This is a genomic window from Flavobacterium sp. U410 (assembly GCF_053570605.1).
On sequence record NZ_JBSEFI010000003.1, the window covers coordinates 37,490 to 56,450 of the forward strand.

Below are 18,961 nucleotides of genomic sequence, written 5' to 3' on the forward strand. Positions count from 1 at the left end.
GTTTGGTTTGTATATTAAAAATCAGAGTCGTCTTCTTGGTTTTGGTTATCTTCATATTCAATAAGATAAACATCTTCGTTAGCTCGTTTCATGTAATATTTTTCGCGAGCATATTTCTCAATCTGATCGGTATTTTTTAGTTTCTTTATTTTAAGGCTGTCTTCGGCAATTTCTTTTTTGTAATAACTAATGTTGTCTTCCAGTTCCTCTATTTGTTTGTCTAAAATGCGATGTTCAAAATAAGAATAATTGTCTAGAAAAATCATCCAAAGAATAAATAAAAAAGAAGCCAAAACGTATTTGTTTCCTAAGTATTTCAGGAAAGGAAAACGATTGACTATTTCTTTTAATTTTTTCAATTATCGGATTCTTTGTTTAATTACGGCTCTTACTACGTCGATAGCAACAGTGTTGTATTTATCGTTCGGAATGATGATGTCAGCAAAAGCTTTTGTAGGTTCAATGAACTGTTCGTGCATGGGCTTTAAAGTGGTTTGGTAACGATTTAAAACCTCTTCCATATCCCTACCTCTTTCGGCAATATCTCTTTTCAAACGTCTGATTAACCTTTCATCAGAATCGGCATGAACATAAACTTTAATGTCAAACATGTCACGCAATTCAGGATTGGTTAAAATTAAAATTCCTTCCACAATCATCACTTTTCTAGGATGAGTTACAATGCTGTCATCCGTACGGTCGTGTGTTACAAACGAATACACGGGTTGTTCAATAGTGTTTCCGGCTTTTAATTCTTTTAAATGTTTGACTAATAAATCAAAATCAATAGCTCTAGGATGATCGAAATTGATCTTAGTTCTTTCTTCATACGAAAGATGATGCGTTTCTTTATAATAAGAATCTTGTGAAATGATACCCACTTCAGTAGAAGGTAACTCATTCATAATTTGATGAACTACAGTAGTTTTACCACTACCGGTTCCGCCGGCAATACCAATAATTAACATTTAGTGTTTTTCGTTTGTTTATGTAAAGCAAAAATAATTATTTCTAAAATATAAAGCCTCACTTTTTATTTTTTTGTGGTAAATTATTATAGTTTAAGGAGAAAAATGGAAATTATATACTTTTTAAGTAGAATATAAAACAAAAAAGACTTCCATTACTGAAAGTCTTTTTACCGGTCGGGGTGGCAGGATTCGAACCTGCGACCTCCTGGTCCCAAACCAGGCGCGATGACCGGGCTACGCTACACCCCGATTTTGTGAGTGCAAATATAGGGTTAAATTTTAATTTACAAAATGTTTTTAGAAATAAAATAGATTTATTTTACCATAACGAATTCTAATTAAATTTTAAGGAATTTTTCTTTCGAATAGTTTAAATTTGCTTTCGTAATAAAAAAATGAATTATGGCCGATACAATAGAAAAAGTTAAATGTTTGATAATAGGTTCTGGGCCTGCGGGTTATACGGCTGCTATTTATGCAGCAAGAGCTAATATGAATCCTGTGTTGTACCAAGGGCAGCAACCAGGAGGACAATTAACAACAACTAATGATGTAGAAAATTTTCCCGGATATCCTGATGGAATTTCAGGTCCGGACATGATGATACAATTGCAAGCTCAAGCAAAGCGTTTTGGTACAGATATTAGAGATGGATGGGTGACTAAAGTTGATTTTTCGGCTGCACCACATAAAATTTGGGTTAATGAAACCACAGAAATTCATGCTGATACTGTGATTATTTCTACAGGTGCTTCTGCAAAATATTTAGGATTACCTTCAGAACAACATTATTTGCAGTTAGGAGGAGGAGTTTCAGCTTGTGCTGTTTGTGATGGATTTTTCTATAGAAATCAGGAAGTAGTGATTGTTGGAGCAGGAGATAGTGCTTGTGAAGAAGCGCATTACTTGTCTAAAATCTGTAAAAAAGTCACCATGTTAGTAAGAAGCGAAAAATTTCGAGCTTCAAGAATTATGGAAGAACGTGTTCGTAAAACAGAAAACATTGAGATTTTATTGAATACGGAGACAGAAGAAGTTTTAGGAGATGGAAATGTAGTAACCGGAATCAAGGCTAAAAACAGAGCTTCTGGAGAAGTGTTTGATATTTCTGCAACTGGTTTCTTTGTCGCTATTGGTCACAAACCTAATACTGATATTTTTGCAGATTATCTGAAATTAGATGAAACAGGTTATATCATTAACGAAAGCGGAAGTACAAAAACAAATGTTCCCGGAGTATTTGTGGCTGGTGATGCTGCAGATCATGTATATCGTCAGGCGATTACTGCAGCTGGAACAGGTTGTATGGCAGCTTTAGATGCTGAACGTTATTTGGCTTCTCAAGAATAAGAGTTGAGATATCTTAGTTATTATTATATAGTATAAAAAATCCAGCTTTAAGCTGGATTTTTTATACTATAAATAGTATTGATTATTTTTCTTTCTTGTATAAAATAGCATTGTTGGTAAACTGAACCATTTCGATTTTAGGTTGACCATAAAGTTCAATCTCTGCTTTTCCAGAAGCTGAAATAGCGATTTCTTCTAAAACATTTACACGAGTTTTAACATGTCCTTCAACGGTTAATTCTAATTTTTTTAGTGTTAAATTATCAGATATTAACGAAGCATTGTTATCTAATCTCATTTTGGCGTCTGCAGCATCACCCTCAATATTAGCTTTGCTATTCTCGTACATGTCTAATTTGAATTCCGGTGAAGCTACTAAGGCTTTTAATTCAGCATTTTTACTTAATTCTAAAGTTGTATTTTGAGATTTTACATTTAATTCAGCCTCTGATTTATCATTTAGAATTAATGTAAAATAGGTTGAGTTTACATTTAAGTAAGAACGAGATCTGCCGTAGTTTTTAATCGTTACGTTTTCGCCTTGCAATTCGTTTAACGCATTAATAACTGTTTCTCCTTTGGCAACTACTAGTTTTAGATCATTGGTGTAGTTAATACGAATAGAGAATTTTTTTGCACTTGAAACGTCTTTTAAACTGGAAACTCGCAATGTATTTCCGGCAACCGAAAAATTAATAGCATCGTGTAAATTGTCATCGGCCTCGATTTCTACAGAAGGTTTGTATCCTTTTACCAGATATACTTCTAAATTATCTTCTACTTCAATATTCTCAAAACTTTCAATTTCGTTGATCGTATGCGTCACGATTTTAGAACCTTTAACTTTTTCTTTTTTTTGTGCCTGAATAAAAGTTATACTGAAAATAAATAGTGTAAGTAGTGTTAATTTCTTCATTTTAAATGGATTTTAAAAAGCTTTGCAAATAGTGTTCCAGAAAAGAAAACACATGCAAACAAACCTACATAAAAAAGAATTGTCAACCAAAGACTAAAACATTTTTTTACAAAAAAACATCGGCTGTAAGACCGATGTTCTTAATACTGTATTTTTTAAAATTATTGTTGGCTAACACTTCCTCCGGAACTTTTATCGGCTGAAATACTTTTAGGTTTGGTTACATAATTGATAGAAGAACCGCTAGAAGCATCTGCTTTTAAACTTTCTGTCGGGTTTACTGTAGTAGAACTTCCGCTTGAAGATTCTGCTTCTACATTTTGAGCTACTAAATTTTTAAGGTTCATGCTGCTTCCGCTTGAAGAATCGGTATCTAACGAAACTGTTCTTCCCGAAAGAGTCATGGTGCTTCCGCTACTGCTTTCGCAATCAATTTTTTCGGCTTCTACAGAAAAAGTAAGACTGCTTCCGCTGCTTGAATCAAAACCTACTGATGTACATTTAAAAGTATTGGCAGAACTCACACTGGCACCGCTTGATGATGATAAGCCAGTAAGGACGGGTAATGTAATATATACTTTTTTTGCTGAGCTTTTACGGATATTGGCATCAACATATACCTCTAATGTTCCGTCTTTTACTTCGGTAAAAATATGATCTTGTAAATTGTCATCAGCTTCAATGACTACTTTTTTGTCTTCTCCTTGTTTTATAATGACTTCTAAACCTGTTTTAGCTTTGATAGCCGTAAAAGGTTCAGTAATGGTTCTGTTTACCGTTACAACGTTTCCGTTTCCGTTTACACTTTGAAAGTTGGATTCAAATTTGGCACAAGAGTTCATTAATAATCCTATAATAATAAGGACTATGACTTTTGTAAATTCTACAATGATTCTAATCATGACTTTTGTTTTATAGTTGTGGTCTGTTTTTATTTGGTTTTGATGTTTATCTCATCATTTTTAACGTTGATATTCAGTTCTTTATTGTTTATTTTTAAAGAAACATTCTCGTTAATTGTATCGTGCTCAATATCATTGTATTCATCTTCATCAGATGGGCAAGTCAAGCACATGATTTTTTTCTCGTTCACTTGATAGATATAATCGCCGGAACTATAATGATAATTAAAAATATCATTGTCAGACCAATCGAAATCTTGCACACTCTCGTCTGGTTTTAAGTATGTTCCTTTTGGTAAATAGAGGTAAATGTTTATTTCCTGATCTCTGAATTTGTTTTGAAAATCAGTTGTGAAATAATTGTCTAAATTAATTTTATTTTTTTGTATTTCAAAATGATAATCAATTTTTTCAGATCGATCTCTGGCTTCTTTATGCGATTTACCGGTTGCGCTTTTTTCTATTTGAACATAAGCTTCATTATTTTCTGAAATTAGAAAATGAACTCTAACTTTAGTCGAAAAGATAATTTCGTTGTTATTGGCATCGTGCGTATATTTTGCATTTTCACGTTCATAAACACTTTTTGTAAAATAGTCGTTATAGTTCATTTTTACATATAAAGTATCATTTGGTTGTACGAAAAAAGTTTCTTTTTGAACTGATTTTCCATCGTAGCCAATAGCTGTAGCTTGTTTTAAGCCAAAATACGTTACACCAATGATAGATAAAATCCAAACTGCCAAAAGTGTGTATTTGAAATAATTGCTAATCGGTTTCATGTTGGTTACCAATAAACGCAAGCCTAACAATAACAAAGCTAGGAACGGAATTCCTACACTGAACAACAATAAAATCCCTTGGATCCAAAGTGGAACTTCAAAGTCAAAAGGTGTTTCTATATGGTTGAAGATGAAAGTGTCTGGCATTGATGAGGTAAAAATCATTACGACAGAGCCAATTAGAATTCCAAGTAAGGCCATGGACGAAAAGAAAATGATAAACGCACCAATGAATTTAGCCAAGAATTTAAAAATTGCTATAAAAACATCACCAATCGTTCTGCCAATTTGATTCGCTCCTGATTTTGCGGTATTCGTGATTTTTTCAGAATCGATACTGTTGATTTTATCGGAGATTTCACCAATTCCTTCCTTTACTTTTTTTTCGATATTTGAAATGTTAATCGGTTCTCCACGCATTTCCAGTTTTTGAGAAGTTGTGATAGCTTCGGGAATCAAGATCCACAATACTAAATAAATTAGGATAGAAGTACCAAAACTAATAAAAGGCGAAACAATGAATAAAATACGAACCCATAACGGATCAATACCAAAATAGTGACCAAAACCGGCAGCCACACCACCTAAAATAGAATTGTCGCGATCACGGTATAATCTTCTGGTTTTTGAAGTTGAAGTGGTAAAGCTAGTCGATTTTTTATTGTAATCGGTGTCTTCATCAATACGATAATCTTCGGGTTGTCCCATTATGGCAATAACCTCGTCAACTTCTGTTAAGCCTACAACTTGATTTTCGTTTTTTAAACGTTCTTGAAATAGTTCGGCAATACGGCTTTCAATATCGTTAATGATTTCGTCTCTGCCTTCCGGATCAAGCGAACGTTTAACGGCATCAAAATAGCGTGTTAATTTTTGATAGGCATTTTCGTCTATATGAAAGAAAAATCCACCTAAATTTATACTGATTGTTTTGTTCATGACTTTTTAGTTTTGACTGTTTCCAGTGATGATGTTTACTGCATCTGCTAATTCTACCCAAGTAGTGTTTAATTCCTTTAAAAACTCTTTTCCCTCATCGGTTAAACCGTAATATTTTCTAGGTGGTCCCGATGTTGATTCTTCCCAACGATAGGTAAGTAAACCATCGTTTTTCAGTCTTGTCAGTAGTGGATAAACGGTACCTTCTACTACAAGCAGCTTTGCTTCTTTAAGGGTTTCTAAAATTTCTGAGGTATAAGCATCTTTCTCTTTTAAGACCGATAGGATACAGAATTCTAGAATTCCTTTGCGCATTTGCGCTTTAGTGTTCTCGATATTCATAATTTTCTTTGATTTTTTAACTGAAGTCCACTTGTTGTTTTTCGGTGGACTTCAGTGTGCATTAAACTGTTCATTTTTTGATTGATTTGATTGATGATTGAAACGTACTATTTTATGAATTTTATGGTTAACGGATACGAAACTTCTTCTCCGTTTGCTGCTTTAAAAGCCGCATAAATAATTAAAAAAAATTCAAATAATTTGATGATAACCGCTAGTAAAACGGCTACAAAGCCTAAAATTATAATACCGCTAATATTTTGATTGGTTAGCAAACTATTAATGTTAATGTGGTTTTCGTCAAAGTTTACAGCTTGTAATTGGTTTACCAACCAATAAATGAATGTTGGAATAGCAACTGCTATAAAAATTATGGTGTACAATAAAATACTCAATTGAAAATTTAAAGCTTGTTTTCCGTGCGTGTCTACAAATTTTGATTCGTTTTTCTTTGAAGACCATATTAATAATGGAAATATAAAATTACCAAAAGGAATTAAGTATTGACTTAATAAACTTAATTGTAAAAGGGTAGCGGTGTTTTTTTCGTTAGAAGTTGTCATTTTACTATAACTATTAATTTCTTATACAAAGATAAGTCTAAAAGCAGGTATTATGTTACGCATAGTACTAATAATTAACAAATAATTAACATTTTAAAAAATAGTATGAACGCATAGTATTTTTTGTATTTTTACAAAAAATAAATCAAAAACAAATGAAATTTACACCGTCAAAACTAAATGCATTTACTTTCTTTAAGTTGCCTTCTGCCTATTGGAGTGGCGTGAGAGTAAAAGAGATAGAACCTGAAAAATGTGTGGTAACCGTAAAATACAAATGGTTTAATAAAAATCCTTTTCGTTCCATGTATTTTGCTGTGCAGGCAATGGCTGCCGAATTTACTACAGGAGCATTAGTAATGTATCAAATTCAGCAAAGCGGGAAAAGTATTTCTATGTTAGTAGCCCAAAATAAAGCTGTTTTTACTAAAAAGGCAACAGGAAGAATAACGTTTACTTGTATTGAAGGTAATATGATTAAAGAAGCTATTGGAAAAGCAGTAGCAACTAATGAAGGGCAAACTGTTTGGTTAACCTCAAGAGGTGTTAATGAAAAAGGAGAGCAGGTTTCTGAAATGCAATTTGAATGGACCATTAAGGTGAGAAACTGATAAATTCGTGAATGGATATACTATTTTTTAAATAATATATTGTTGTTCTATCTGTTAACAAAAGTTAATTTCCATACAATTAGCTTGGTTACTTTGTAAATTTGTAGTAAACCAAAAACTACAAAATAGTTTTTGTTAAATCATAAATCATGAAAGTCTTAATTACAGGAGCAACAGGTTTAATAGGTGGTGAGTTGGTCAAATTATTGCTTCAAAAAGGAATTCGAGTGAATTATTTAACCACCAATAAAAAAAAGCTAGTTAAAGAAGATAACTATCAGGGATTTTATTGGAGTCCGGTAAAAGGAGAGATTGATTTAGATGCTTTTGAAAATGTAGATTGTATCATTCACTTAGCAGGAGCTTCGGTTTCTAAAAAATGGACACCTTCTTATAAACAGGAAATTATTGAAAGCCGTGTTTTATCTACTCGTTTGTTATATCAATCTTTATTAAAAGATCAATTTGATGTAAAACATATTGTTTCTGCTTCGGCTATAGGGATTTATCCGGATAGCAAAACAGCTATCTATACCGAAGATACGACTCAAGTTGATAATAGTTTTTTGGGTAGTGTTGTAGCAAAATGGGAAGATGAGGTAAGTAATTTTACTAAATTGGGAATTATAGTGAGTCATATTCGTATAGGTTTAGTGTTGGCAAGCAATGGAGGGGCGTTAGTAGAAATGGTAAAACCTATTCGTTTGGGCATTGGAGCACCTTTTGGCTCTGGGCAACAGTATCAGTCTTGGATACATATTAAAGATTTAGTTCGCATTTTTTCATTTGTAACGGAGAACCAATTAGAAGGTATTTACAACGGAGTTTCGCCTTATCCTGTGACCAATGCTGAACTGACAAAGGCTATAGCTCAAGTAGTAAACAAGCCTTTATTTTTACCGGGAATTCCTAAAATTGCAATGAAATTTCTTTTAGGAGAAATGCATGAACTATTATATTCAAGTCAACATGTAAGTGCTCGAAAAATTTTAGATAAAGGATTTCAATTTAAATATGCTAATCTGGAAAAAGCACTACAGAGTTTATTACAATAAAAAAATCCCGAAATTTTCGGGATTTTGAGTTTCATATGTACTTGAAAAGTTATTTTTTGGTAGCTTTTACATTTACTTCCAATTCAATATCATCATCTACGAATTTATCTTTTAAGTCGTCAAAAACCGATTTTGAAGCGTAGTTTACACCCCATAGTGTTCTGTTGATTTTAAACGGATCAGAATGTAAAGTTACATCAGTATCTGTAACCGTAATTTCGGCAGGGAATTCTACAGGTTTAGAGATCCCTTTCATGGTTAGAATTCCTTTTACAAAATAAGCTCCGTTAGCATTTTCAACACCTGTAATTTTAAATTCGCTAGTTGGGAATTTTGTAGTATTAAAAAAATGATCTTCCGATTCTTTTCCGCCTAAGCCTTTTAAGTGTCCTTCTAATTTCGCTTTATCATCACCTTCTAAATCGGTAACAGTAATAGAAGTCATATCAACGATAAAAATACCGTTCTCAATTTTTCCGTCAGTAACAGTAAAACCACCTTCTTTCAAAGCAATAGTTCCGGTATGTTTACCGGTAGGTTTAGTTCCTGTCCATTTGATAGAGGAAGCGGCTGTGTCAACTAAATAATTACCAAGCGAATTTTCAGTAACAGCAACTTCAGTTGATTCAGGTTTGGTTGTTGTTTCTGTTTTTTCTTCTTTTTTGCAGCTGTTTAAGCTAATAAAGACTATTAGCGATAGACTTAAAAGGATTTTTTTCATAATGTATTGTAGTTTTTAGAATTAGTTTAACATCAAATATAATAATTTTCTTTTATATTTAGAATGTGTTTAAATAAAAACAGCTGTCAATTTGGCATTTTTTAGGAATTGGCAATACATTTGCTATCTTGAAGAAAAAAGTCTAAAAAATAATATACATACATATGAATCAAGAAGGTACTGAAAATGTTGAAAAAGATGCTGTTCAAAACGGAGGAGCAAACGATCCGATTGAAAATCAGGAGATTCAAGATCCTCAGATGACGATTGAGGAAAAGTTAGAGGAAGATTTAGCCAAAGAAAAAGATAAGTTTTTGCGTTTGTTTGCCGAATTTGAAAATTATAAAAAACGTACGAGCAAAGAAAGAATAGATTTATTTAAAACTGCCAATCAAGAAGTCTTACAAGCTATGTTACCCGTTTTAGATGATTTTGACAGAGCTTGGGCGCAAATCTCAAATTCAGAAGATGAAGCTTTGGTAAAAGGTGTGGAGTTGATTCATGAAAAGCTAAAAAATACATTAGCCTCTAAAGGATTAGAGTTGGTGGATGTGAAAGCGGGAGATAGTTTTGATGCTGATTTTGCTGAAGCTATTACTCAAATTCCGGCACCATCTGAAGAGTTAAAAGGTAAAATTGTAGACGTAATTGAAAAAGGATACAAATTGGGAGATAAAATCATTCGTTTTCCAAAAGTGGTTATCGGAAATTAATAATTAGAGATTGAAAAACAACTGTTCTTAGATAGGACAGTTTTTGTGTTTTCAACCCTCAAATCTCAACAGTAAAATGAAAAAGGATTATTACGAAATATTAGAAATTACCAAAACTTCTACAACAGAAGAAATTAAAAAAGCCTACAGAAAAAAGGCAATTCAGTACCATCCTGATAAAAATCCGGGTGACAAAGAAGCGGAAGAGAAATTCAAAATGGCAGCCGAAGCCTATGAAATTTTGAGCGACCCTGACAAAAAAGCACGTTACGATCAATATGGGCATGCAGCCTTTGATGGTAGTGGCGGTTTTGGAGGTGGTCACATGAACATGGATGATATTTTTAGTCAATTTGGAGATATTTTCGGAGGCGCTTTCGGTGGTGGATTCTCTGGATTTGGAGGTGGATTTTCCGGTGGTGGTCAACGCAGGGTGAAAGGAAGCAATCTAAGAATTAAAGTGAAACTAACACTTGAAGAGATTGTTAACGGCGTTGAAAAGAAAGTAAAAGTAAAGCGTAAAGTTCAGGCTAAAGGCGTTACTTATAAAACGTGTCCAACGTGTCAGGGATCCGGTCAAATTACAAAAATCACCAATACCATTTTGGGTAGAATGCAAACGGCTACGACTTGTACGACTTGTCAAGGGTCGGGACAAATTTTGGATCATAAACCTTCTGGAGCTGATGCTTACGGGATGATTATGGAGGATGATACAGTTTCAATCAAAATTCCTGCTGGTGTTGTTGACGGAATGCAATTAAAAGTTTCCGGAAAAGGAAATGAAGCTCCGGGCAGTAATAGTGTTCCGGGCGATTTAATTGTAGCTATTGAAGAACAAGAGCATGAGTTTTTAAAACGCGAAGGCGAAAATCTACATTACGACTTATATATTAGTTTTCCGGAAGCTGCTTTAGGTGTTTCTAAAGAAATTGAAACCGTTAGCGGACGTGTTCGTATTAAGCTAGAAGATGGAATTCAGTCGGGTAAAATTTTACGTTTGAAAGGTAAAGGTGTGCCAAGTTTAAATGGTTATGGGAATGGAGATTTGTTAGTCCATGTTAATGTTTGGACACCAAAATCCATGAATAAAGAACAAAAAGAGTTTTTTGAGAAAATGTTAGAAGACGATAATTTTAGGCCAAAACCTGAAAAATCAGACAAATCTTTTTTTGAAAAAGTAAAAGATATGTTTTCATAATTAAATAAAAATATATACATTTGAACCTCACTTTATTATAAAGTGAGTTTTTCTTTTTCATAGCAATTTTTCCCATCCTGCCTAAAAATAGGATGGGTTTTTTTGTAACATTTTTTGTAAACCAAGACTAACAGTAAAAACTAAAGTACTGTAATGGACTATATTCTAGACGTTCAAAATGTAGTAAAACAATATGGCGATTATACCGCTTTGAATAGTGTTTCACTACAAGTTCCCAAAGGAAGTATTTATGGATTATTAGGCCCAAACGGTGCCGGAAAAACTTCACTGATCCGAATTATCAATCAAATCACTATTCCCGATGGTGGAACTGTTTTATTAGATGGGGAAAAACTGAACCCGGAACATATCAAATATATTGGTTATATGCCGGAAGAACGTGGTTTGTATAAAACTATGAAAGTGGGTGAACAATGTTTGTATTTGGCGCAGTTAAAAGGTTTGTCAAAAACAGAAGCTCAAAAACAGCTGAAATATTGGTTTGAAAAATTTGGTATTGAAAACTGGTGGAACAAAAAAATTCAGGAGCTTTCAAAAGGAATGGCGCAAAAAATCCAGTTTGTAGTAACCATTTTACACCAGCCTAAATTATTGATTTTGGATGAGCCTTTTTCTGGTTTTGATCCGGTAAATGCAAATTTAATTAAGGACGAAATTATTGAACTGAATAAAAAAGGAACATCTGTTATTTTTTCTACGCACCGTATGGAAAGTGTGGAAGAAATGTGCGATCATATTGCTTTAATTCACAAATCAAATAAATTGCTTGAAGGTAAATTGACCGATGTAAAACGTCAGTTTAGAAGCAATACATTCCAAATCGGTATTTTGACCGATAATATTGAAGGCCTAATGTATCAGCTAACACAAAAATTTACCGTCGGACAAACCGATTTCAAATCATTGGATAACGATGTTAAATTAGAAGTTAAGTTAGGTGAACACAATTCAAACGAGTTGTTGTCTATTTTGACTTCTTTCGGGCAGGTAACGCACTTTGTAGAGAAAATTCCAAGTGTAAACGATATTTTTATTCAAACGGTAAGTAAATAATTTGTAAGGATGACCAAAAAAGAAGCTGCTTAAAAAGTGAGTATTGGTTATCAGCCTAAAACCTAAAAGATGAAAACATTATCCTTAATTATACGAAGAGAATTTATTGCTAAAGTCCGCAACAAATCGTTTATTGTAATGACCTTTTTGAGCCCGCTTTTATTTGTTGGAATGGGCGTTTTAATAGCAACATTGGCTTCCATGAACAAAGATTCGGTTACGCAAATAGCTATTCATGATGAGGCCGGATATTTAAAAACCGACTTTAAAAACGATAAAACAACACATTACATTGATTTGTCGGCAATGCCGTTTCAAGTAGCAAAAGATACAGCAAGCAAAAACTACGAAGGTTTGCTTTATATTCCTAAAGTAGATTCATTACAGCAATTAAAAAACAAAGTAGAATATATTTCAGAAGACAGTCCAAGTATTGAGTTTATTTCAGATGTAGAAACAATAGTTGATTCTGTTTTGACTTCCGATAATTTACAGCGTTTAGGGTTTAACCCCGATAAAATAGAAAAAGCAAAAGCCAATTCGTCTTTAAAGCTGTCTAAATTTTCCGGAGGTGAAAGTTTAAAAGGCTTGAATGAAATTAAAGTCGCTATCGGTGGAATGATGGGCTATTTGATTATGATGTTTATCATTATATACGGAAATTTTGTAATGCGAAGCGTGATCGAAGAAAAAACCAATCGTATTATCGAAATCATTATTTCTTCGGTAAAACCATTCCAATTGATGATGGGGAAAATCATCGGAAATTCATTGGCCGGACTCCTTCAGTTTTTAATTTGGGTTACCGTAGGACTAATTTTAGTATTTGTAGCACAAAGTTTCTTTGGTTTAGAAGTGGGAGCCGGACCGGTAAATCCTGCTACAGTAGAAATGGCACAACAATCAGCTGATTTCTCTAAAATTCAGTTGTATTTCAATGAAATCATGAACCTTCCTTTAGGTTTAATGATTACTTCTTTTATCATTTACTTCATCGGAGGCTATTTCTTATACAGTTCGTTATATGCTGCCATTGGTGCTGCCGTTGATTCGGAAACCGATTCGCAACAATTCTTACTACCTATTATTATGCCATTGATGCTAGGAGTTTATATCGGATTCTTCACAGTGATTAACGATCCTCATGGAACGGTAGCAACAGTATTTTCAATCATTCCATTTACATCGCCTATTGTAATGCTAATGCGAATTCCATTTGGTGTTCCTGCTTGGCAAATTATTTTGTCAATGGTGCTATTATTTGCTACCTTTACTTTAGTTGTTTGGTTTGCTTCAAAGATTTACCGTGTAGGAATCTTAATGTACGGCAAGCGACCAACGTGGAAAGAACTGTATAAATGGCTGAAATATTAAAATGCGTGAGCAAATAATTGACTTTCTTTCATTCAAATTAATTGATACGGATAAAATCGATTTTACCGTATGGAATTTGTTGTTGCTAATTTTTTCTCTTGTTTTTACAACCTATATTCTTCGGTTGATTCGTAATTTAATTACCCGTCGACTGCCACAGGAAGATAAAAATAAGTTTGTTAGCGTTTTTCAATTTATTAAATACATCGCTTATATCATTGCGGTAATGTTTACGCTACATACTTCCGGTGTCAATATTAATGTCTTTTTAACGGCTTCAGCAGCAGTTTTTGTTGGTATTGGTTTTGCGTTACAAACCTTTTTTCAAGATATTATTTCAGGAGTTCTAATGATTTTAGATCAATCACTTCATGTGGGCGATATCATAGAAGTAGATGGAAAAGTGGGACAAGTAACCGAAATCAAGTTGCGTAGCACGCGCATGAAAACGCGTAACGATCGCGTTATGATTATTCCCAACAACAAATTCATGACTGATCCTTTGTTCAATTGGACGCAAAATTCCAGAATCAATCGTGAACAAGTTTCTGTAGGTGTCGCTTACGGAAGTGACGTTCATTTGGTAAAAAAAATATTGGAACAATGTGTACAAGATGTTAACGGAGTGGTAACTACAAAGCCCATTTTGGTGCTTTTTGAAGATTTTGCCGATTCTTCCCTCAATTTTTCCGTGTATTTTTATGTCAATAACGGTATGGAAAGTCCCATTATTCAAAGCGAAATCCGATTCAAAATTGACGATGCTTTCCGAAGAAATAAAATAGAAATTCCATTCCCGCAACGCGATATTCACGTGTACAATTCTTTAAAATAAGAAGCGATTGGTCTGTGCGTTTTCCCCAACCATGTTCTGTCATCCGTTCTATTTCTGCAAAAAGAGATTTTACAGAAGATGTCACTTCTGCCGGGGCTAGGTAGCAATTGTTTTTAATTTTTCCTAACTTTGATTTATATCTGTAATACAACTATAAAATGCCTAAAATATTAGTGATAGAAGACGAAGCAGCCATTCGTCGTGTATTGAGTAAAATACTGTCTGAAGAAAGTGATACTTATGAAGTAGAAGAAGCAGAGGATGGCTTGCAGGGTGTAGAAAAAATAAAAAACGAAGATTACGATTTAGTGCTTTGCGATATTAAAATGCCCAAAATGGATGGCGTTGAGGTGTTGGAAGCCGTTAAAAAAATAAAACCGGAAATTCCTATGGTGATGATTTCCGGGCATGGCGATTTAGAGACTGCCGTAAACACCATGCGTTTAGGGGCTTTTGATTACATTTCAAAACCACCCGATTTAAATCGATTGTTGAATACCGTTCGCAATGCTTTAGATCGAAAACAACTGGTAGTTGAAAATAAAATTCTAAAGAAAAAAGTTTCCAAAAATTACGAAATGATCGGTGAAAGCGGAGCGATCAATCAAATCAAAGAAATGATTGATAAAGTAGCACCAACCGATGCCCGTGTGTTAATCACCGGACCTAACGGAACCGGAAAAGAATTGGTAGCGCATCAATTGCACGAAAAAAGCAATCGTTCGGCTAAACCTATTGTTGAGGTAAACTGCGCAGCAATCCCGTCTGAGTTAATTGAAAGTGAATTGTTCGGACATATTAAAGGGGCATTTACATCGGCCGTAAAAGATAGAGCCGGGAAGTTTGAAGCTGCTAATGGAGGAACAATTTTCCTAGACGAAATTGGCGATATGAGTTTGCCGGCACAAGCCAAAGTATTACGGGCGTTGCAAGAAAATTTAATTCAACGCGTGGGTGCTGATAAAGACATTAAAGTTGATGTTCGCGTGATTGCGGCAACCAATAAAGATTTAAAAAAGGAAATTGAAGAAGGTCGTTTCCGTGAAGATTTATACCATCGTTTGGCGGTTATTTTAATTAAAGTTCCGGCTTTAAACGAAAGACGCGAAGATATTCCGATGTTATTGAACCATTTCACACAAAAAATAGCAGATGAACAAGGAACTTCGGCTAAGAGTTTTTCAAATTCGGCGATTAAATTATTGCAAGAATACGATTGGACAGGAAATATTCGCGAACTTCGCAACGTGGTAGAACGCTTGATTATTTTGGGCGGAACCGAAATTTCTGAAAGCGACGTAAAACTTTTCGCAAGTAAATAATTCGCTAATCACTAATTCTTGTTATTAAGGACTAATTTATGCAATTAAAAAAAATAAATACAAATCTTCAAAAAGCGTTAATCGAAAGCGGTTTAACAGAAGCTAACGAATTACAAGAAGAGACTTTTTCGCCTATAAAAAGCGGGGTGGATTTAGTGATTCAATCGCCAAAAGGAACCGGGAAAACAACAACTTTGGTACTGAATATCATTCACAAGTTGAAAGAACCTATGGAAGAATCGCCTCGTGCGTTAATCATGGTTGAAGACAAGCAAAAGGTTTTGGAATTAGAAGAATTGTTCGAAAAATTAAATAAATACAACAAACTTCGCGTTTTCTTCACACATGATAAAACGGATATTGACGAAGATAAAAACGAAATTTCTGCAGGAATTGATGTTTTGGTGGGAACGCCTAATCGTTTGAACCAAATGTTTTCGGGTGCGGGTTACAACGTTAATAAGTTGCAAATTATCGCTTTCGACGATTTAGATTTAATGCTAAAAAGTCGTTACGATTCTACAATTTTAAGACTCTTGATGAGTATGGAAAAAGGCCAACGCGTATTTTTCTGCTCGCAAATTACAGAAAGAGTTGAGGTTGTCGCGTTGACTGATGAAGAGCGCGAACCTATTTTTTACGAAATGGAAGAATAATGTAACATATTAGGATATGGAAGAAATCAAAATATTTTCAGGAAGTGAAGTAGAAGCTTTAGCAATCAAACAACAATTGGAAGACCGTGGTGTAGAGCCGATTGTTAGAAACGGATTTGAATCGGCTCGTTTGGCTGGTTTCGGAAATACCGATGCTGCGGTGGAATTATATATTACAGCGGAAGATTTTGAAAAAGTAAAAGATATTTTTGAGAAGCTTTAAAATTTGATTTTCAATCGACTTACGATTAAAGCAATCAAAATTCCGAAAATTCCAATTACAGCAAACGAATATTTTAAGCTGGTGGCTTCGGCAATGTAGCCAATAACCGGCGGGCCCATTAAAAAACCTAAAAAGCTGATTCCGGAAACAATGGTTAAAGCCATTCCGGGTTCAACTTTTTCAGATTTTCCGGCGGCATTAAATATCGTTGGAACCACATTGGCAACACCAAAACCCACTAACATAAAGGCTAGTGTACAACTAATCACACTTGGGAAAATAACAGCCCAATATAAACCTGTAGAAATGGCTATTCCGCTGGTAATTAAAAGTTTTTTCGGGCCAATTTTCTCCACAAAAATATCGCTCAAAAAACGTCCGGATGCCATGGAAATCATGAACGAAGTATAACCTAAAATCACTAAATTCTGAGGTGCTTTGATAATGTCTTTAAAATACACTCCGCTCCAGTCAAACATAATTCCTTCGCTTGCCATTCCACAGAAACAAATTACTCCAAACCAAATTAAATTGGAATCTGAAATCTTGAAGAAAGATATTTTTGGTTTAGTTTCGGTAGGAATTTCTTTTTTGTTTTTTCTCTTTGGTTTTACTAACCAAGACGCATTGAAAATAACAATTAGTGAAACAATAAGAAAAACTAAGATAAAGTGAATAAAAGGTTTTAAATGTAAGGAAATCATAATCAAACCAAATAACGCTCCTGTAAATCCGGCTAAACTCCATGAACCGTGAAAACTACCAATAATAGGTTTGCTTAATAATTGTTGGGTAATAACACCTTGAGTGTTAACTGCGATATTGCAAAAATTACCAAAGAAACCAAACAAGAATAAACTGAAAGCCAATTGGTAAACCGTATTTGAAAATCCTGCAAAAATCAATAGAAAAGAGTAGAGCAGAAGACCAAAAATAGATACTTTTTTACTTCCGTATTTAGTTACTACTTTTCCCGAAAGCGGCATGGCTAATATTTGTCCGGCAGGAATAGCAAATAAAAGCGAACCTAAATCGGCTTCTGATAAATGCAAAAATGTTTTGATGTCCGGAATTCTACTAGCCCAACTAGCAAAACAAAATCCCATGCCAAAAAAGAAGAATGCTGTGGCTACTTTCACTCTGTTTTGAGAGGAAAGTCCAAGTTTAAGAAACTTCTTTTTGAACGTTACATTTGAGGTAATTTGTTCCAAGTATCGATAATTAACTAATGGCATAAGAATCAATTTAATGCAAAGATATGGCTAAGTTGTGTAATAGAATAATACAATTTTGTACAAAACAGATGCAAAATAATTAATATCGGATAAAATTTTTTTAAAATCAAAACGATATTAATACCTTTGTAGAAGAATGTGGACAATAGATATAACATACAGACAAGAGTTTGAAAATACATTTGAAAGACTCTATGATAAATTGGCAACTCTAAATAAAAATAGACCTTTGCCTCAAATGGCATTGGCTAAAATTAAAGAAGCCCTAACGATAGAATGGACTTATAATAGTAATAGTATAGAAGGAAATACCTTAAGCTTACGTGAAACACAAATGGTTTTACAAGAAGGAATTACTATAAAAGGAAAATCTTTAAGAGAACATTTTGAAGCTAAAAACCATGAGAAAGCTATTGATCATTTGTATGATTTAGTCAATGAAGATTATATTTTAAGAAGTATGGATGTTTTAACACTTCATGGATTTGTTCTGCGTTCTATTGAGGATGAGTTTGCAGGAAGATTAAGAAATGGAGGTGTTAGAATTTCCGGAGCAAATTTTATTCCTCCAAATGCACATAAGGTTCCAGATTTAGTAGATGAATTGGTTCAGTTTGTAAATGAAAATCCTTTAGAGTTAAATGATATAGAGTTGGCAACTGTTTTTCATCATAAATTTGTTTGGATTCATCCATTTTTTGATGGGAATGGAAGAACTGTGCGTTTAGTGATGAATTTATTGTTAATGAGAAGAGGTTTTCCGCCGGCTATTATTTTAAAAAATGATCGTAAAAAATATTATGAAGCATTAAATCAGGCTAATAATGGTAATTACCAAAAATTGATTCTTTTAATGTGTCAGGCAGTAGAGCGCACCTTAAATATTTATTTAAGTTTATTGCCTGACAACGATACAGAATATCAATTAATAAGTGATATTGTAAATGAGCCTGAAAGTCCTTATGGTCAGGAATATATTAGTTTATTGGCTCGTCAAGGAAAGATAGATGCTTATAAAGAAGGAAAAAATTGGCTTACTACTAAAAAAGCCATTGAAGAATATATGCAAAACAGAAAAAGAAAACGCTAACATGCGAAGTAACTGATAAAAAAAATCAAAGTTTTTACAGAATGTAGAAATGTGCTGCTAAATAAAAATGTCTGACTACAAGCCAG

General features: G+C 33.8%; 21 protein-coding genes and 1 tRNA gene. 12 read left to right on the forward strand and 10 right to left on the reverse strand.

The window, feature by feature from the left end; genetic code table 11:
* Positions 1-14: 14 nt before the first annotated feature.
* The 3 genes from ACUSJC_RS03050 to ACUSJC_RS03060 form a co-directional block, all read right to left on the reverse strand.
* The gene (locus ACUSJC_RS03050; RefSeq protein ID WP_449268080.1) at positions 15-359 is read right to left on the reverse strand and encodes an FtsB family cell division protein; all 345 of its coding nucleotides are present in this window, start codon (positions 357-359) and stop codon (positions 15-17) included.
* On the reverse strand, positions 360-968 hold the full coding sequence (gene udk, locus ACUSJC_RS03055) for a uridine kinase (protein WP_449268081.1): 609 nt from the start codon (positions 966-968) through the stop codon (positions 360-362). It lies immediately after the preceding gene.
* A 177-nt stretch (positions 969-1,145) separates the two neighbouring features.
* Positions 1,146-1,220 (reverse strand) — tRNA-Pro (locus ACUSJC_RS03060).
* Positions 1,221-1,373: 153 nt separating this feature from the next.
* Here ACUSJC_RS03060 and trxB point away from each other — a divergent pair.
* Positions 1,374-2,321: a thioredoxin-disulfide reductase gene (trxB, locus tag ACUSJC_RS03065; protein WP_449268082.1), complete on the forward strand. Its 948-nt coding sequence runs from the start codon at positions 1,374-1,376 to the stop codon at positions 2,319-2,321.
* A gap of 82 nt (positions 2,322-2,403) precedes the next feature.
* Here the strand turns inward: trxB and ACUSJC_RS03070 are convergent, their stop codons facing one another.
* The 5 genes from ACUSJC_RS03070 to ACUSJC_RS03090 form a co-directional block, all read right to left on the reverse strand.
* Positions 2,404-3,237, reverse strand: a complete 834-nt coding sequence (locus tag ACUSJC_RS03070; RefSeq protein ID WP_449268083.1) for a GIN domain-containing protein — start codon at positions 3,235-3,237, stop codon at positions 2,404-2,406.
* A 161-nt stretch (positions 3,238-3,398) separates the two neighbouring features.
* Positions 3,399-4,139: a head GIN domain-containing protein gene (locus ACUSJC_RS03075; RefSeq protein ID WP_449268084.1), complete on the reverse strand. Its 741-nt coding sequence runs from the start codon at positions 4,137-4,139 to the stop codon at positions 3,399-3,401.
* A gap of 29 nt (positions 4,140-4,168) precedes the next feature.
* Complete coding sequence (locus ACUSJC_RS03080; RefSeq protein ID WP_449268085.1) at positions 4,169-5,860, reverse strand: PspC domain-containing protein; 1,692 nt, start codon at positions 5,858-5,860, stop codon at positions 4,169-4,171.
* Between the two features lie 6 nt (positions 5,861-5,866).
* On the reverse strand, positions 5,867-6,202 hold the full coding sequence (locus ACUSJC_RS03085) for a PadR family transcriptional regulator (protein ID WP_449268086.1): 336 nt from the start codon (positions 6,200-6,202) through the stop codon (positions 5,867-5,869).
* 107 nt (positions 6,203-6,309) lie between these two features.
* Positions 6,310-6,765: a DUF4870 domain-containing protein gene (locus ACUSJC_RS03090; RefSeq protein WP_449268087.1), complete on the reverse strand. Its 456-nt coding sequence runs from the start codon at positions 6,763-6,765 to the stop codon at positions 6,310-6,312.
* Between the two features lie 155 nt (positions 6,766-6,920).
* On the opposite strand from ACUSJC_RS03090, the gene ACUSJC_RS03095 reads away from it, so the two are divergent.
* Both ACUSJC_RS03095 and ACUSJC_RS03100 read left to right on the forward strand, forming a co-directional pair.
* Positions 6,921-7,376 (forward strand): DUF4442 domain-containing protein, encoded by a 456-nt coding sequence (locus ACUSJC_RS03095; RefSeq protein WP_449268088.1) that lies wholly within the window; start codon positions 6,921-6,923, stop codon positions 7,374-7,376.
* Positions 7,377-7,525: 149 nt separating this feature from the next.
* A complete protein-coding gene (locus ACUSJC_RS03100) occupies positions 7,526-8,431 on the forward strand; it encodes a TIGR01777 family oxidoreductase (RefSeq protein WP_449268089.1) in 906 nt (301 codons plus the stop codon).
* Between the two features lie 49 nt (positions 8,432-8,480).
* On the opposite strand, the gene ACUSJC_RS03105 is transcribed toward ACUSJC_RS03100, so the two are convergent.
* Entirely contained in the window at positions 8,481-9,152 is a 672-nt protein-coding gene (locus ACUSJC_RS03105; RefSeq protein WP_449268090.1) for a YceI family protein, read from the reverse strand.
* Between the two features lie 164 nt (positions 9,153-9,316).
* Here ACUSJC_RS03105 and ACUSJC_RS03110 point away from each other — a divergent pair, with 164 nt between their 5' ends.
* The 8 genes from ACUSJC_RS03110 (at position 9,317) to ACUSJC_RS03145 (ending at position 16,550) form a co-directional block, all read left to right on the forward strand.
* Entirely contained in the window at positions 9,317-9,865 is a 549-nt protein-coding gene (locus ACUSJC_RS03110; protein ID WP_449268091.1) for a nucleotide exchange factor GrpE, read from the forward strand.
* 76 nt (positions 9,866-9,941) lie between these two features.
* Entirely contained in the window at positions 9,942-11,066 is a 1,125-nt protein-coding gene (dnaJ, locus tag ACUSJC_RS03115; RefSeq protein ID WP_449268092.1) for a molecular chaperone DnaJ, read from the forward strand.
* A gap of 153 nt (positions 11,067-11,219) precedes the next feature.
* Entirely contained in the window at positions 11,220-12,140 is a 921-nt protein-coding gene (locus tag ACUSJC_RS03120; protein ID WP_449268093.1) for an ABC transporter ATP-binding protein, read from the forward strand.
* 69 nt (positions 12,141-12,209) lie between these two features.
* A complete protein-coding gene (locus ACUSJC_RS03125) occupies positions 12,210-13,514 on the forward strand; it encodes an ABC transporter permease (protein WP_449268094.1) in 1,305 nt (434 codons plus the stop codon).
* 1 nt (position 13,515) lies between these two features.
* Entirely contained in the window at positions 13,516-14,349 is an 834-nt protein-coding gene (locus ACUSJC_RS03130; protein ID WP_449268095.1) for a mechanosensitive ion channel family protein, read from the forward strand.
* A 158-nt stretch (positions 14,350-14,507) separates the two neighbouring features.
* Positions 14,508-15,671: a sigma-54-dependent transcriptional regulator gene (locus tag ACUSJC_RS03135; RefSeq protein WP_449268096.1), complete on the forward strand. Its 1,164-nt coding sequence runs from the start codon at positions 14,508-14,510 to the stop codon at positions 15,669-15,671.
* A 38-nt stretch (positions 15,672-15,709) separates the two neighbouring features.
* Complete coding sequence (locus ACUSJC_RS03140; RefSeq protein WP_449268097.1) at positions 15,710-16,327, forward strand: DEAD/DEAH box helicase; 618 nt, start codon at positions 15,710-15,712, stop codon at positions 16,325-16,327.
* 16 nt (positions 16,328-16,343) lie between these two features.
* A complete protein-coding gene (locus ACUSJC_RS03145) occupies positions 16,344-16,550 on the forward strand; it encodes a putative signal transducing protein (RefSeq protein ID WP_449268098.1) in 207 nt (68 codons plus the stop codon).
* On the opposite strand, the gene ACUSJC_RS03150 is transcribed toward ACUSJC_RS03145, so the two are convergent.
* Positions 16,547-17,785 carry an MFS transporter gene (locus ACUSJC_RS03150; protein WP_449268099.1) on the reverse strand — a complete coding sequence of 413 codons (1,239 nt, stop codon included), beginning with the start codon at positions 17,783-17,785 and terminating at the stop codon, positions 16,547-16,549. The two genes, ACUSJC_RS03145 and ACUSJC_RS03150, sit on opposite strands and share 4 nt — an antisense overlap.
* Before the next feature lie 136 nt (positions 17,786-17,921).
* Here ACUSJC_RS03150 and ACUSJC_RS03155 point away from each other — a divergent pair, with 136 nt between their 5' ends.
* Complete coding sequence (locus tag ACUSJC_RS03155) at positions 17,922-18,875, forward strand: Fic family protein (RefSeq protein WP_449268100.1); 954 nt, start codon at positions 17,922-17,924, stop codon at positions 18,873-18,875.
* Positions 18,876-18,961 lie beyond the last annotated feature (86 nt).

Bases quoted from the DNA above. Each gene is read 5' to 3' on its own strand.
- udk (WP_449268081.1), bottom strand. From the start codon at position 968: ATGTTAATTATTGGTATTGCCGGCGGAACCGGTAGTGGTAAAACTACT.
- trxB (WP_449268082.1), top strand. From the start codon at position 1,374: ATGGCCGATACAATAGAAAAAGTTAAATGTTTGATAATAGGTTCTGGG.
- ACUSJC_RS03070 (WP_449268083.1), bottom strand. From the start codon at position 3,237: ATGAAGAAATTAACACTACTTACACTATTTATTTTCAGTATAACTTTT.
- ACUSJC_RS03075 (WP_449268084.1), bottom strand. From the start codon at position 4,139: ATGATTAGAATCATTGTAGAATTTACAAAAGTCATAGTCCTTATTATT.
- ACUSJC_RS03080 (WP_449268085.1), bottom strand. From the start codon at position 5,860: ATGAACAAAACAATCAGTATAAATTTAGGTGGATTTTTCTTTCATATA.
- ACUSJC_RS03085 (WP_449268086.1), bottom strand. From the start codon at position 6,202: ATGAATATCGAGAACACTAAAGCGCAAATGCGCAAAGGAATTCTAGAA.
- ACUSJC_RS03090 (WP_449268087.1), bottom strand. From the start codon at position 6,765: ATGACAACTTCTAACGAAAAAAACACCGCTACCCTTTTACAATTAAGT.
- ACUSJC_RS03095 (WP_449268088.1), top strand. From the start codon at position 6,921: ATGAAATTTACACCGTCAAAACTAAATGCATTTACTTTCTTTAAGTTG.
- ACUSJC_RS03100 (WP_449268089.1), top strand. From the start codon at position 7,526: ATGAAAGTCTTAATTACAGGAGCAACAGGTTTAATAGGTGGTGAGTTG.
- ACUSJC_RS03105 (WP_449268090.1), bottom strand. From the start codon at position 9,152: ATGAAAAAAATCCTTTTAAGTCTATCGCTAATAGTCTTTATTAGCTTA.
- ACUSJC_RS03110 (WP_449268091.1), top strand. From the start codon at position 9,317: ATGAATCAAGAAGGTACTGAAAATGTTGAAAAAGATGCTGTTCAAAAC.
- dnaJ (WP_449268092.1), top strand. From the start codon at position 9,942: ATGAAAAAGGATTATTACGAAATATTAGAAATTACCAAAACTTCTACA.
- ACUSJC_RS03120 (WP_449268093.1), top strand. From the start codon at position 11,220: ATGGACTATATTCTAGACGTTCAAAATGTAGTAAAACAATATGGCGAT.
- ACUSJC_RS03125 (WP_449268094.1), top strand. From the start codon at position 12,210: ATGAAAACATTATCCTTAATTATACGAAGAGAATTTATTGCTAAAGTC.
- ACUSJC_RS03130 (WP_449268095.1), top strand. From the start codon at position 13,516: ATGCGTGAGCAAATAATTGACTTTCTTTCATTCAAATTAATTGATACG.
- ACUSJC_RS03135 (WP_449268096.1), top strand. From the start codon at position 14,508: ATGCCTAAAATATTAGTGATAGAAGACGAAGCAGCCATTCGTCGTGTA.
- ACUSJC_RS03140 (WP_449268097.1), top strand. From the start codon at position 15,710: ATGCAATTAAAAAAAATAAATACAAATCTTCAAAAAGCGTTAATCGAA.
- ACUSJC_RS03145 (WP_449268098.1), top strand. From the start codon at position 16,344: ATGGAAGAAATCAAAATATTTTCAGGAAGTGAAGTAGAAGCTTTAGCA.
- ACUSJC_RS03150 (WP_449268099.1), bottom strand. From the start codon at position 17,785: ATGCCATTAGTTAATTATCGATACTTGGAACAAATTACCTCAAATGTA.
- ACUSJC_RS03155 (WP_449268100.1), top strand. From the start codon at position 17,922: ATGTGGACAATAGATATAACATACAGACAAGAGTTTGAAAATACATTT.